Source organism: Variovorax dokdonensis (assembly GCF_030316895.1).
GTDB lineage: Bacteria > Pseudomonadota > Gammaproteobacteria > Burkholderiales > Burkholderiaceae_C > Variovorax > Variovorax dokdonensis.
Genome location: NZ_JASZYV010000002.1, coordinates 224,896 through 238,479 on the forward strand (window position 1 = coordinate 224,896; position 13,584 = coordinate 238,479).

Genomic DNA, 13,584 nt, shown 5'->3' on the forward strand with positions numbered 1-13,584 from the left:
GACCGGCGCGCGCTCATCTCCCGCGCCTCGTGAGTGGCCGCAGGCCACTTCGCCCGTCATCGAAGAGAGCCCATCATGGAAACGACCGTTGCCAAGCCATCTTCTCCGTCTGCCGGAGCCGCGCCAGCCAGGGTTCCGGCCGCGCTGGAGATCGTCGGCGTCCGCAAGGACTTCGAGTCCTTCAGCGCGCTGCGGGACGTGCATCTGCGCGTCAATGCCGGGGAGATGCTCTGCTTCCTGGGGCCCTCGGGCTGCGGCAAGACGACGCTGCTGCGCATCATTGCCGGACTGGAGACGCAGACCTCGGGACAGATCATCCAGAACGGCAAGGACGTCTCGCGGCTGCCTCCCAATCAGCGCGACTACGGCATCGTGTTCCAGTCGTACGCGCTTTTCCCCAACCTGACCATCGCCGAGAACGTGGGCTACGGCCTGGTCAACAGCCGTGCGAGGCGTGCCGACATCAAGGGCCGGGTCGACGAGCTGCTGCGCCTGGTCGGACTGCCCAGTTCGGGCGCCAAGTACCCGAGCCAGTTGTCCGGCGGACAGCAGCAGCGCGTGGCACTGGCGCGCGCGCTCGCCACGCGGCCGGGCCTGCTCCTGTTGGACGAGCCGCTTTCCGCGCTGGATGCGCTGGAGCGGATCCGCCTGCGCGGCGAGATCCGGCGCCTGCAAAAGCAGGTGGGCATCACCACCATCATGGTCACGCATGACCAGGAAGAAGCCCTGTCCATGGCCGACCGCATCGTCGTGATGAACCACGGCGTGATCGAGCAGGTGGGCTCGCCCATGGACATCTACGAACGCCCGGCCACGCCCTTCGTGGCGGACTTCGTCGGCAAGGTCAATGTGCTGCAGTCGGTGGCCATGGGCGACCAGCGCTTTCGCGTGGGCGACATGGAACTGCAGTGCGATGCCTGCAGCGCCGCGTTCGAGCCCGGCGACGCGGTCAACCTGTATCTGCGCCCCGAAGACCGTGCGGTGGAGCACCTGGACGAGAACACCGCCAACCGCCTCAAGGCGCTGGTGACTCGGGTGGAGTTCCTGGGCGGGCTTTGCATCGCCGAAGTCACCGCCGATGCGCTGCGCGGCCAGACGCTGGGCCTGCACTTCTCGCTCAACCAGTTGCACGACCTGGACATCCGCGAGGGCAACACCATCGACATCGCTTTGCGGGCTAATCGCATCCGCGCATTTCCGGCACGCGCCCCGCAAGCATGAACACACTGACCCGCCCCATGCCAGCGATGCACGTCGCCGCCACGCCCTTGCGCATGCGCTGGAGCCGCGACGAGCTGATCGCCAGGCTCATGCTGCTGGCCGTCGTGGCCATGCTGGCGATCTTCCTGGCCGCGCCCCTGTTCACCATCCTCGTGCATGCGGTGCAGGACAAGCAGGGCCGCTTCGTCGGCCTGAGCCACTTCATCGCCTACTTCAGCACGCCCAGCCTGCTGCGCTCGGTGTGGAACTCGGTGTGGGTGGCCACCGCCGTGGTGGCCATTTCATTGCCGCTGGCCTTCGTCTTCGCCTACGCGCTCACGCGCAGCCGCATTCCTGCGCCGCTGAAGGCCGTCTTTCGCCTGATCGCGCTGATTCCCCTGCTCGCGCCCTCGCTGCTGTCGGCCATTTCGTTCGTGCAGTGGTTCGGCAATCAGGGCGTGCTCAAGTTCATGCTGGGCGGGGCGTCGATCTACGGCCCCATCGGCATCATCATGGCGGAGGTCTACAACACCTTCCCGCATGCGTTGATGATCCTCACCACCTCGCTGGCGCTTGCCGACGGAAGGCTGTACGAGGCAGCGCTGGCGCTGCGCACATCGCCGGGCCGCCAGTTCATGACCATCACGCTGCCTTCGTGCAAATACGGCCTCATCAGTGCCGCCACCGTGGTGTTCACCTATGTCGTGAGCGACTTCGGCGCACCAAAGGTCATCGGCGGCAATTTCAACGTGCTGTCGGTCGACGTCTTCAAGCAGGTGGTGGGGCAGTACAACTTCTCCATCGGCGCCGTCGTTGGGCTGCTGCTGCTCGTGCCCTCCGTCGTCTCTTTCTGCATCGACTACGTGGTGCGCCGCAAGATCAAGGCGCAGCTGAGCGCGCGCTCGGTGCCCTACGTGGCGCCGCGGCGCAAGCTGACCGACGGCCTTCTCACCTTGTTCTGCGTGGTCGTCTGTGTGCTGCTGCTGGCCACGGTCGGCATGGCCATCTTCACTTCGGTGATTTCGCTCTGGCCGTACGACCTGAGCTTCACGCTCAAGCACTACCACTTCGTGCTGGTCGAAAGCGACATGGCGGCGGCGTACACCAATAGCCTGATCGTGGCCTTTGCCACCGCCGTGGCCGGATCGCTGATCGTGTTCGTCGGCGCCTACCTCATCGAGAAGACGCGAAGCATCGGCATGCTCGGGCGCACGCTGCACCTGATGGCGATGTTGTCCATGGCCGTTCCCGGCCTGGTGCTGGGCCTGGGCTACGTGATGTTCTTCAACCATCCGGCCAATCCGCTGAACTTCATGTACCAGACCATGGCGATCCTGATCATCTCCATGGTGGTGCACTACTACACCTCCAGCCATCTCACAGCCATCACCGCGCTCAAGCAGATCGACAACGAGTTCGAGGCGGTCTCGGCATCGCTGAAGGTCCCGCAGTTCAAGACCTTCCTGAGAGTGACGGTGCCGGTGTGCCTGCCCGCCATCCTGGACATCGGCCGCTACTTCTTCGTCGTGTCGATGGCCAGCCTGTCGTGCGCCATCTTTCTCTACACGCCAGACACCATCCTGGCGTCGGTCGCGATCATGCAGTTGGACGACGCCGGCGACATCGGGCCGGCAGCCGCCCTGGCCACGCTGATCGTGCTGACCTCCATCGCGGTGTGCATGGCCTATGCGTTGCTCACCCGCGTGCTGCTGGCGCGCACCCAGGCCTGGCGCACGCTGGCCCGCACCTGAACCCTTTCTCGCCATCCATCATTCCTCGATCCCGGAGATGCCATGAGCCAAGCCCCCAACCCGCCCATCCTGCTGACCCCCGGCCCCCTCACCACATCCAGCCGCACCCGCCAGGCCATGCTGCGCGACTGGGGTTCGTGGGATGGCGACTTCAACGAGATCACCACCCGCCTGCGCCAGCGCCTGCTGGACATCGCCAACGCCGCCGAGACGCACGAATGCGTGCCGATGCAAGGCAGCGGCACCTTCTCGGTGGAGGCCGCCGTGGGCACCGTGGTGCCGCGCGATGGTCATGTGCTGGTGCCCAGCAACGGCGCCTACTGCCAACGCCTGGCGCGCATCTGCCGCACGCTGGGCCGCAAGGTCACGACCATCGACTACACCGAGGATCAGCAAGTCTCGCCCTCCGATGTGGATCGCGCGCTGGCCGCCGATCCCAGCATCACGCATGTGGCCTTGGTGCATTGCGAGACCGGCGCCGGCGTGCTCAATCCGCTGCACGAGATCGCAGTGGTGGCGGCCAAGCATGGCCGCGGCCTGATCGTGGACGCCATGAGCTCCTTCGGCGCCCTCCCCATCGATGCGGCACGCACGCCTTTCGACGCGGTCGTCGCGGCATCGGGCAAATGCCTGGAAGGCGTGCCCGGCATGGGCTTCGTGATCATCCGCCGCAGCGTGCTGGAGACCTGCGAAGGCAACAGCCATTCGCTGGCCCTCGATCTGTACGACCAGTGGGCCTACATGCGCAAGACCACGCAGTGGCGCTTCACGCCGCCCACCCACGTGGTGGCGGCGCTGGACGAAGCCGTCACCCAATACCTGGACGAAGGCGGTCTTCCGGCGCGCGGCGCGCGCTACACGCGCAACTGCGAGGCGCTCATCGAAGGGCTGGCCGCCATCGGCGTTCGTTCGTTCCTGAGCCCCGACATCCAGGCGCCGATCATCGTGACCTTCCATGCGCCGGCGCACCCCAACTACGAGTTCAAGCGCTTCTACGCGGAGGTGAAGAAGCGTGGCTACATCCTGTACCCCGGTAAGCTGACACAGGTCGAGACGTTCCGCGTGGGCTGCATCGGCCACTTCGGCGAGGCGGGCATTCCCGGCGCGGTGGCCGCCATCGCCGAGACCCTGGAAGCGATGGGCATCGCGACCGCCAAGGCGAGCGCCGGGGCGACCGCCGAGGTCTGACGCAAGCCGCGGGCACTGTGGTCAGCACGCACGCATGAGCCGGCCCAGCAAAGCGATCATCGATCTCGCGGCGCTGCGCCACAACTACGCCACCGCCCGCCGCATCCACGGCGGGCGCGTGCTGGCCACGCTCAAGGCCAACGCCTACGGCCACGGCAGCGTCGCCTGCGCCAAGGCGCTCGAGCCGATGGCCGACGGGCTCGCCGTCGCCTTTCTCGAAGAGGCTCTGGCGCTGCGCCGAGCAGATGTCTCGAGCCCCATCCTGATCCTGGAGGGATGCTTCTCGGCCGCGGAGCTGAAGGAGGCCCACGCGCAGGGTTGCTGGGTGGTCGTGCACCACGAGGCGCAACTGCGCGCGCTGGAAGAGGCTGCCCAGCCGGTTCGAGACATGAACGTGTGGCTCAAGCTCGACAGCGGCATGGGCCGGGCGGGCTTTCCGGTCGAGCACGCACAGGCGGCCTACGCACGCCTGCATGCGTGCCCGCAGGTCGGCGCCGTCACCCTGATGAGCCACCTGGCCTCTGCCGACGAGCCGGACAAAGACCAGACGGCCCGCCAGCTCGCCGCTTTCGACGCCGCCACCGCCGGCTTGCCGGGCCCGCAGAGCCTCGCCAATTCCGCCGGCCTGCTCGCCTGGCCGGCGGCACGTCGGGACTGGGCACGCCCGGGCATCCTGCTTTTCGGCGCCGACCCGATGCCAGGCGGGCAGCACGGACTGAAACCGGTCATGACGCTGCAAAGCGAGGTGTTCGCCGTGCGCGAATTGCGGGCGGGCCAGTCGCTGGGCTACGGCGGGCGCTTCGTGGCCGATGCGCCCTGCCGCGTGGGACTGGTCGCCGTGGGCTACGCGGACGGCTATCCGCGAAGCGTCGCGGACGGAACGCCGGTGGCGATCGACGGGCTCCGCTCGCGCATCATCGGGCGCGTGTCGATGGACATGCTGACGGTCGACCTGACGGCCTTGCCGCACGCGGGCATCGGCAGCGTCGTGGAACTGTGGGGCGCCAGCGTGTCCGTCCATGAAGTCGCGATGGCCGCGGGCACCATTGCCTACGAGCTGCTGTGCCATGTGCAGCGGGTGCCGCGCGAGCATGTGGGGCTCGATGCGGATCGTCCGGCGACTGCACGGGGTATTCGGCAGACGCGCGAGGATTGCCTTTAGGCTTGGCAACTTGTCGATAGACGTCACCCTTGAAAGTCTTTCCATGCATCGCACCTTGCTGACGGCCGCCATCTCGGCCTTGTCTGCCATCTGGATGTCACCGGCGTCCGGACAGACCACGAGCTTCGACCTCATCTGCCCGGGTATCGGGGAGCGGCTCGAAGCGCATCAGAGCTACGGGTTCAAGTGGGATCGCAAGCGGCACGAATACACCGATCGAAGCGACATCCAATACGACAACACGCAGATCGAGGGGAGCGCCCAGATCGAAATCCACGACGGCCAGGGTCGCATTCGTCCGCCCAAGCGCCTGCTGCCCCCGCTCGCATCGGGCGACCATGACGGTTGGTGGGACCTGCGCGAGCTGAAGATCGGCGCGGACCGCATCACCGCGTCTTACCGGTTGAATGCCCTCAACCAGCCCACCGTCGACATCGATCGGCGCAGCGGACACATCCGGATCGTCGGCATCGAGACCTTCGAGGGCAGTTGCAGCGCCTTCGATCCCGACAAGAAGCGCTTCTAGCGCGGCGGGCGACATGCCCTTGGCGCGCTGGCGCCGATGGGCCGTGGCGCCCACGTCCCCAACTTGGGTTGCGGCGCACCGACCTGGAACACGCATGGCGCGCGCTGGCGCATGAATGTCGCGCACCCCCTTTGCCTTTGCGGCGCTTCGGATCCGGCCGTCCGCCGCTTCTCCCTCTGACAGACCTCGAATTGCCGCGGCGCAGCACGCGTGGCACGCAATTTGCGTCGTGATCCGCGTCCGCCGGTAAGGTCGCCGCGGACAGCGCGGGCACCCAGCCCTGCGCGACCTCTCCGCTGATGGTGGCGGAACCCGACTCGTGCACGCCCCTTTTCTCGGGCTCGCCTGTCGGGACTTCCAACCCACACCGAATCCTTGCGGAGGTTCAGTCATGAAAATCGTTGTTGTCGGCCACGGAATGGTGGGCCACAAGTTCCTGGAAAGCCTGGCCGAGTCGGGCATCCCCGATCTCGACGTGACCGTGCTGTGCGAGGAGCCTCGCCCCGCCTACGACCGCGTCCATCTCTCCGAATTCTTCAGCGGCAAGAGCGCAGACGACCTGTCGCTGGTCGAGCCGGGCTTCTTCGAGCGCACCGGCTTCAAGCTGCGCCTGAACGTGAAGGCGGCCGCCGTCGAGCGTCGCGAGAACCTGCTCACCACGTCCGAAGGCGACGTGCTGCACTACGACAAGCTGGTGCTGGCCACCGGCTCCAATCCTTTCGTGCCCTCGGTGCCGGGCCGCGAGCGCGCGCACTGCCACGTCTACCGCACCATCGAAGATCTGGAGGCCATGAAAGCGTCGGGCGCCAAGTCGAAGAGCGGCGTGGTCGTGGGCGGCGGACTGCTCGGCCTGGAATGCGCCAAGGCGCTTCGCGACATGGGCCTGGAAACGCACGTGGTGGAGTTCTCGCCGCGCCTGATGGCGGTGCAGGTGGACGAAGGCGGCGGCCGAGTCCTGCGCAGCAAGATCGAGGCGCTGGGCGTCACGGCCCATACCAGCCGCAACACGGTGGAGATCACCGACGGCGCCGGCGCCCGCCACCGCATGGTGTACGCCGACGGCACGTACCTCGAGACCGACATGATCGTCTTCTCGGCCGGCATCCGCCCGCGCGACGATCTGGCGCGCCAGTGCGTGCTGGCCATCGGTCCGCGCGGCGGCGTGGTGATCGACAGCAACTGCGTGACGAGCGACCCCGACATCTACGCCATCGGCGAATGCGCTTCGTGGAACGACCAGGTCTTCGGCCTCGTCGCGCCAGGCTACGACATGGCGCGCGTCGCTGCCAAGCACATGACGGGGCAGGCGGATGCGTCCTTCGTCGGCGCGGACATGAGCACCAAGCTCAAGCTCATGGGCGTCGATGTGGCCAGCATCGGCGATGCGCAGGGCAAGACGCCGGGCGCGCGCAATTACCAGTACGTGGACGAGCGCAAACAGGTCTACAAGAAGATCGTGGTGAGCGAAGACGGCAAGCAGTTGCTGGGCGCCGTGCTCGTGGGCGACGCCACCGAATACGGCGAGCTGCTGCAGATGGCGCTCAACGGCATCGCGTTGCCGGCCGACCCGGAATTCCTCATCCTGCCGTCGAGCGACGGCAAGGCGCGCCCCGGCCTGGGCGTCGACGCGCTGCCCGACAGCGCGCAGATCTGCTCGTGCAACAGCGTGAGCAAGGGCCAGATCTGCGCCGCGGTGTGCGACGGTGCCACCAGCATCGGCGCGATCAAGTCGTGCACCAAGGCCGGCGCGACCTGCGGCGGTTGCGTGCCGCTGGTCACGCAGATCATGAAGTCCGAGATGAAGAAGCAGGGGATGGCGGTCAACAACCACATCTGCGAGCACTTCGCCTACTCGCGCCAGGAGCTCTATCACCTGATCCGCGTGGGGCAGATCAAGAGCTTCGACGCGCTGCTGTCAGCGCACGGCAAGGGCCTGGGCTGCGACATCTGCAAGCCCGCGGCGGCGAGCATCTTCGCCTCGTGCTGGAACGAGTTCGTGCTCAAGAAGGAACTGGCCACCCTGCAGGACAGCAACGACTACTACCTGGGCAACATCCAGAAGGACGGCAGCTACTCGGTCGTGCCGCGCATGCCTGGCGGCGAAGTCACGCCCGATGGGCTCATCGCCGTCGGACAGGTGGCCAAGAAGTACGGCCTGTACACCAAGGTCACCGGCGGCCAGCGGGTGGACCTGTTCGGTGCGCGCGTGGAGCAATTGCCCTTCATCTGGGAAGAGCTGATCGCTGCCGGCTTCGAATCGGGCCATGCCTACGGCAAGGCGCTGCGCACCGTGAAGAGCTGCGTGGGTTCGACCTGGTGCCGCTTCGGCGTGGGCGACAGCGTGGGCATGGCGGTGGCGCTGGAGAACCGCTACAAGGGCCTGCGCGCGCCCCACAAGATCAAGTTCGGCGTTTCCGGCTGCACCCGTGAATGCGCCGAGGCGCAAGGCAAGGACGTGGGCGTGATCGCCACCGAGAAGGGCTGGAACCTCTACGTGTGCGGCAACGGCGGCATGAAGCCGCGCCATGCCGAACTGCTCGCGTCGGACCTCACCGAGAAAGAACTGGTTCGCCTCATCGACCGCTTCCTGATGTTCTACGTGCGCACTGCCGATCGGCTGCAGCGCACCAGCACCTGGCGCGAGGGTCTCGAAGGCGGCCTGGACTACCTCAAGGGCGTTCTGCTGAACGACACGCTGGGCCTGAACGCCGAGCTTGAATCGCAGATGCAGGCGGTGGTCGACAGCTACCAGTGCGAATGGAAGACGGCGGTCACCGATCCGGCGACGCGCGCGCGCTTCCGCTCCTTCGTCAACAGCGACAAGCCCGACGAGCACATCATCTTCGTGAACGAACGCGGGCAGATCCGCCCGGCCAATGCCCAAGAGCGTGCGCTGGCACCCGCCGAAGCATGAACGCCGCCGCCAACAGGAACACCGCCATGCACGTCTCGCAAGCCATGAACGACGCCCACGCCGCCATCGAACGCTGGACCGCCATCTGCGCGGCCGGCGACATCCTGCCCAACGCCGGCGTGTGCGCCCGGGTGGAGGGGCGGCACGTCGCCGTGTTCCGCCTGGGCGAAGACCAGTTCTTCGCCATCGACAACGTCGACCCCAAGTCCGGCGCCAGCGTGCTTTCGCGCGGGCTGGTGGGCAACCTGGGCGAGCGTGTCGTCGTCGCCTCGCCGCTGTACAAGAACCACTTCGACCTGCAGACCGGCGAATGCCTGGAGATGCCCGAGCATTCGGTGCGCACGCATCCCGTGCGCGTGCATGAGGGCCAGGTGCTGGTTGCTCTGAGCTGAGTCCGACGCGCTGCGCATCCGGGCCCGGCACGGCCCCTGCTTTGCACGTGAGGTGAAAGGAATTCGAAGGCGTGGACAATCGCCCTCGGTTTCCCACGCCCACGAAGAAAGCCAGGAGTTCTTGCATGCCAGACCGGGCCTTGCCCTCGCCAGCCGCCCGACTCGCGCTCGCCGCGCGTCGCCGCGAGATCGATGCAGTCCGCCTGCTGGCCGGACGGGTCGAGCTGGCCGAGGCCATCGGCACGCTGATCCACGCACTGCAGCGCGAGCGGGGCGCATCCACCATCTACCTGGCATCGGGCGGCCAGCGCTTCTCGGACGTTCGCCTTGCCATGGCCGAAGGCGCGCGGCAGGCCGAGTCCAGCGTGCGCGCGATGTTCGATGCCTACGAGGCCCCCGGGCAGGGCGCCAGCGCGCGGGTGCTGGCGTTGATGGCCTGGACGCTGCTGGGCCTGGACGCCATGCAGGACCTGCGTTCTCGCATCGAGCGACGCACCCTGAGCGCGCATGAGGAAGTGGCCGGCTTCAGCGCCATCATCGCCGGCCTGGTGGAGCTGATCTATCACCTGGCCGACGCGGCGCAGGTGCCTGGCGTCTCCAGCCTCCTGGTGGCTTTCCTGCATCTGGTGCAAGGCAAGGAGGAGGCGGGCCAGGAGCGCGCGGTAGGCGCGCTGCTGTTCGCGTCCGGGCAGTGCAGTGAGGCGCACCAGCAGCGCATCAACCACCTGATCGAGGCGCAGGAGCGCAACCTGCAGGTGTTCTGCGATTTCGTCGACGCGCCGCTGCGCGAAAAGTGGGAGGCGCAGCAACTGCTGCCGGGTACCGCCCGCCTGGAGCGGCTGCGTCGCACCCTGTGCGCGGCGCGGGCCGATGCGGCACTGGATGCGCAACACAGCGATGCCTGGTTCGAGGTCTGCAGCGAGCGCATCGACATGCTGTGGGAACTCGAACTGGCCCTGGCCCGACGCTTGCGCGAAGCCTGCGCCGAACAGGTGCGCCAGGCGGAGCAGGACCTGCACGACTCCGAGGCCGTGCTGCGCCATCTGCGTGACCGGCCACCCCTGCACCAGCATGCGGTGGAGCGCTACTTCGACCTGGCCAGCCAGCCCGGCGCGGTGCCCGAGGTGATCGATGGCAGCAGCGGCCAGTCCACCTCGCTGCTGGAACTGGTGCATTCGCAGTCGGCACGCCTGTCGAGCATGGAAAGCGAACTCGACGCCGCCCGGCGTGCCCTGCACGAGCGCAAGGTGATCGAGCGCGCCAAGGGCGTGCTGATGTCGCGCCTTCGCATGACCGAGGAGGCGGCGTTCCGCGCGCTGCAGAAGACCTCCATGGACCAGAACCGCCGCCTGCTCGATGTGGCCGAGGCGACGCTGGCCCTGCCCGACCAGGCCTTCCAGCAGTTGGCTCAGCAGGGCGCTGCTGCGGACGCAAAACCGCGCTCGCGCTGAGGCTCGCCCACGGCCGCGCCCACGATGCGGCGGCGCAGCATGTGGCACGCAATTTGCGATCAGCGGGGGTGTCGAGCTAATGGCGGCTCGCTTGCCCGAAACCGGTGCGCCAGCAGCGGCTTTCGGAACCTCATGCACCCAGGATGACGGCGTCCCGGGCGACATCTGCACCTTGTCGGTGTGGATGCGCTCGCGACGCCGTTTTGTCGTTGGTGCGCTGAACTTGGCGAAACGCCTCGCAGCGCCCGGCCCGCTCGCAAAAGGAAACTTCACATGGCCTACATCGCCCCTGCCGAGTTCGTGACCAAGATGGTCGACGCCGGCGAATCCAAGCTGCTCATGTCCACCCGTGACACGCTGATCCGCTCCTACATGGCCGGCGCCATCCTGGCGCTGGCGGCGGCCTTTGCCGTCACCATCACGGTCAACACCGGCAACGCGCTGGCCGGCGCCGTGCTGTTCCCGGTCGGCTTCATCATGCTGTACCTGCTGGGCTTCGACCTGCTGACCGGCGTGTTCACCCTGGCGCCGCTGGCCGTCATTGACCGTCGTCCCGGCGCGACCTGGGCCGGTGTGATGCGCAACTGGAGCCTGGTGTTCTGCGGCAACTTCGCAGGCGCCTTCACCGTGGCCGTGTTCATGGCCATCATCTTCACCTTCGGATTCACCGAGGCGCCCAACGTCATCGGCCAGAAGCTCGGCCACATCGGCGAAGGCCGCACGGTGGGCTATTCGGCCCACGGCGCCGGCGGCATGCTGACGCTGTTCATCCGCGCCGTGATGTGCAACTGGATGGTGTCCACCGGCGTGGTGGCGGCCATGATGTCGACCAGCGTCTCGGGCAAGGCCATCGGCATGTGGATGCCGATCATGGTGTTCTTCTACATGGGCTTCGAACACTCGATCGTCAACATGTTCCTGTTCCCCACCGGCCTGATGCTCGGCGGCAACTTCACGCTGATGGACTACCTGATCTGGAACGAGATCCCGACCGTGCTGGGCAACCTGGTGGGTGGCCTGACTTTTGTCGGCGCAACGCTCTATTCCACGCACTACAAGACGGCGCCCAAGCGCACGGTTTCCGCCAACGCATCGGCCAAGGCCAACACCTCGCGCGCCACCGCCTGATCGGATCGATCGGCCGGACAAAGGCCACGTGTGTACGCACCGGCGCGCACCACGCAAAGCCCGCTCGGCCCGGAGCCCGCTCGCACGGGCCCGCCGGGCGGCGCGTTGCGCGTCAGCCTTGGCCAGCATTCGCAAGCCGCGCATGAGGACGGCATCAACCAGGACTTCCATGGTGCGATGCTGCCGCGCGGTGCCCAACTGCAATCGAAGGGCATTGCCCTGGCGCTGGCCGACGGCATCGGCTCCAGCCGCGTCAGCCAGGTCGCCAGCGCGGCGGCCGTGCGCGGCTTCCTGGACGACTACTACGCCACCTCGGAGGCATGGTCGGTACGGCGCTCGGCGCAGCGCGTGCTGGCCGCCACCAACGCATGGTTGCACGCGCAGAACCAGCGCAGCCACGCGCGCTTCGACAAGGACAGCGGCTACGTCTGCACCTTCAGCGCATTGATCCTGAAGGGGCGCGAAGCGCATCTGCTGCACGTGGGCGATTCGCGCATCTATCGCGTCCATGGCGCATCGCTGGAGCAGCTGACACAGGACCATCGCGTGCATCTTTCCTCCGCCGAGTCCTACCTGGGCCGTGCGCTGGGCGTGAACGCGGGCGTGGAGATCGACTATCACTGCCTGCAGGTCGAACCGGGCGACGTGTTCCTGCTGGCCACCGACGGCGCCTGCAATGCGCTCGATGGGGCGGCGGTGCAAGTCGCGCTGGCGCAGTCCGCGGGCGACCTCGACCGCGCTGCCGAACAACTGGTGGCCCGCGCTCGCGCGCATGGCAGCGACGACGACGCCACGCTTCAGTTGCTCAGCATCGAGGCGTTGCCCGAGCCGGGATCCGACAGCCTGCCGCTGTCGCGTGAAGGCTTGGCGCTGCCACCATCGCTGGCGCCGCGCATGGGCTTCGAGGGCTACACGATCGTGCGCTCGCTGCACGCCAGCGCGCGCAGCCATGTGCACCTGGCGGTGGATGACGAAAGCGGGGCACAGGTCGTCGTCAAGACGCCGTCGGTGGACCTGCGCGAGCAGCCCGACTACCTCGACCGCTTCGTGCTGGAGGAATGGGTCGCCAGGCGCATCCACCATCCGAACGTGCTGCGACCGGCGGTGAACGAGCGGCCACGCCGGCATCTGTTCACCGCCATGGAGTTCGCGCCCGGCCAGACGCTGGCGCAATGGATGACCGACCATCCACGGCCTTCGCTCGACGTGGTGCGCGCCATCGTCACGCAGATCGCGATGGGCCTTTGCGCCTTTCACGGCAAGGAGATGCTGCACCAGGACCTGCGCCCCGAGAACGTGATGGTCGACGATACCGGCACGGTCAGGATCATCGACTTCGCGGCGGTCCACGTGGCGGGGCTTGCCGAAGGTATGGCCGAGCCCGAGGCCCGCGCCATCCTGGGCTCGCTGCAATACACGGCGCCCGAGTACTTCACCGGCGGCGCGGGCACCGAGCGCTCGGACCTCTTCTCGCTGGCCGTGCTGGCCTATCAGATGCTCAGCGGGCATCTGCCCTACGGTTTGCAGGTGACCCAACTGCGTGGGCCGTCGGACCTGCGACGCCTGCGCTACGAGCCCCTGCGCCATCGTCGCCCCGAATTGCCGGCGTGGCTCGATGCGGTGCTGGCCAAGGCATTGCATCCCGATCCGGCCAAGCGCCAGGAGTCGCCAGCAGAGTTCGCGCAGGACCTGAAAAAGCCCGGTGCGCAGTTCCATCGCAGCGGCGCGCCGCCGTTGATCGAGCGCCACCCGGTGCGCTTCTGGCAGGCCGCTACCTTGGTGCTGGCGCTGGCCGTCATCGTGCTGCTGGGGCAATTGCTGGGGCGCTGACGCGAAGGGCGGGCTAGACTTGCCCGTTCACCTTTCGTCACA

Annotated in this window: 10 protein-coding genes; all 10 read left to right on the forward strand. The window is 67.2% G+C overall.

Translation table 11 applies throughout. From position 1 onward, the window contains the following. The first annotated feature begins 75 nt into the window (after nucleotides 1–75). The 10 genes from QTH91_RS09630 to QTH91_RS09675 all read left to right on the forward strand — a co-directional run bounded on the left by QTH91_RS09630 (nucleotide 76) and on the right by QTH91_RS09675 (nucleotide 13,542). The gene (locus QTH91_RS09630) at nucleotides 76–1,221 is read left to right on the forward strand and encodes a putative 2-aminoethylphosphonate ABC transporter ATP-binding protein (protein WP_286659859.1); all 1,146 of its coding nucleotides are present in this window, start codon (nucleotides 76–78) and stop codon (nucleotides 1,219–1,221) included. After that, nucleotides 1,218–2,951, forward strand: coding sequence for a putative 2-aminoethylphosphonate ABC transporter permease subunit (locus QTH91_RS09635; protein WP_286659860.1), 1,734 nt, complete (start codon nucleotides 1,218–1,220; stop codon nucleotides 2,949–2,951). Before QTH91_RS09630 ends, QTH91_RS09635 begins: the two co-directional genes overlap by 4 nt. A gap of 42 nt (nucleotides 2,952–2,993) precedes the next feature. Continuing rightward, nucleotides 2,994–4,139 (forward strand): 2-aminoethylphosphonate--pyruvate transaminase, encoded by a 1,146-nt coding sequence (locus tag QTH91_RS09640; RefSeq protein WP_286659861.1) that lies wholly within the window; start codon nucleotides 2,994–2,996, stop codon nucleotides 4,137–4,139. A gap of 34 nt (nucleotides 4,140–4,173) precedes the next feature. Then, nucleotides 4,174–5,301, forward strand: a complete 1,128-nt coding sequence (gene alr / locus QTH91_RS09645) for an alanine racemase (RefSeq protein ID WP_286659862.1) — start codon at nucleotides 4,174–4,176, stop codon at nucleotides 5,299–5,301. Between the two features lie 43 nt (nucleotides 5,302–5,344). Then, entirely contained in the window at nucleotides 5,345–5,827 is a 483-nt protein-coding gene (locus QTH91_RS09650; protein ID WP_286659863.1) for a hypothetical protein, read from the forward strand. Nucleotides 5,828–6,218: 391 nt separating this feature from the next. Next, nucleotides 6,219–8,741 carry a nitrite reductase large subunit NirB gene (gene nirB, locus QTH91_RS09655; protein WP_286659864.1) on the forward strand — a complete coding sequence of 841 codons (2,523 nt, stop codon included), beginning with the start codon at nucleotides 6,219–6,221 and terminating at the stop codon, nucleotides 8,739–8,741. A gap of 26 nt (nucleotides 8,742–8,767) precedes the next feature. Beyond that, nucleotides 8,768–9,133 (forward strand): nitrite reductase small subunit NirD, encoded by a 366-nt coding sequence (gene nirD / locus QTH91_RS09660; RefSeq protein WP_286659865.1) that lies wholly within the window; start codon nucleotides 8,768–8,770, stop codon nucleotides 9,131–9,133. 125 nt (nucleotides 9,134–9,258) lie between these two features. After that, complete coding sequence (locus QTH91_RS09665; RefSeq protein ID WP_286659866.1) at nucleotides 9,259–10,584, forward strand: nitrate- and nitrite sensing domain-containing protein; 1,326 nt, start codon at nucleotides 9,259–9,261, stop codon at nucleotides 10,582–10,584. A gap of 273 nt (nucleotides 10,585–10,857) precedes the next feature. Beyond that, the gene (locus tag QTH91_RS09670; RefSeq protein WP_286659867.1) at nucleotides 10,858–11,712 is read left to right on the forward strand and encodes a formate/nitrite transporter family protein; all 855 of its coding nucleotides are present in this window, start codon (nucleotides 10,858–10,860) and stop codon (nucleotides 11,710–11,712) included. Between the two features lie 30 nt (nucleotides 11,713–11,742). After that, nucleotides 11,743–13,542 (forward strand): bifunctional protein-serine/threonine kinase/phosphatase, encoded by a 1,800-nt coding sequence (locus QTH91_RS09675; RefSeq protein ID WP_438273543.1) that lies wholly within the window; start codon nucleotides 11,743–11,745, stop codon nucleotides 13,540–13,542. The last annotated feature ends 42 nt before the right edge of the window (nucleotides 13,543–13,584 follow it).

Excerpts from the sequence above, each read along its gene's own strand:
- QTH91_RS09665 (WP_286659866.1), top strand. The coding sequence starts at position 9,259 with ATGCCAGACCGGGCCTTGCCCTCGCCAGCCGCCCGACTCGCGCTCGCC.
- QTH91_RS09670 (WP_286659867.1), top strand. The coding sequence starts at position 10,858 with ATGGCCTACATCGCCCCTGCCGAGTTCGTGACCAAGATGGTCGACGCC.
- nirB (WP_286659864.1), top strand. The coding sequence starts at position 6,219 with ATGAAAATCGTTGTTGTCGGCCACGGAATGGTGGGCCACAAGTTCCTG.
- alr (WP_286659862.1), top strand. The coding sequence starts at position 4,174 with ATGAGCCGGCCCAGCAAAGCGATCATCGATCTCGCGGCGCTGCGCCAC.
- QTH91_RS09650 (WP_286659863.1), top strand. The coding sequence starts at position 5,345 with ATGCATCGCACCTTGCTGACGGCCGCCATCTCGGCCTTGTCTGCCATC.
- QTH91_RS09630 (WP_286659859.1), top strand. The coding sequence starts at position 76 with ATGGAAACGACCGTTGCCAAGCCATCTTCTCCGTCTGCCGGAGCCGCG.
- nirD (WP_286659865.1), top strand. The coding sequence starts at position 8,768 with ATGCACGTCTCGCAAGCCATGAACGACGCCCACGCCGCCATCGAACGC.
- QTH91_RS09640 (WP_286659861.1), top strand. The coding sequence starts at position 2,994 with ATGAGCCAAGCCCCCAACCCGCCCATCCTGCTGACCCCCGGCCCCCTC.
- QTH91_RS09635 (WP_286659860.1), top strand. The coding sequence starts at position 1,218 with ATGAACACACTGACCCGCCCCATGCCAGCGATGCACGTCGCCGCCACG.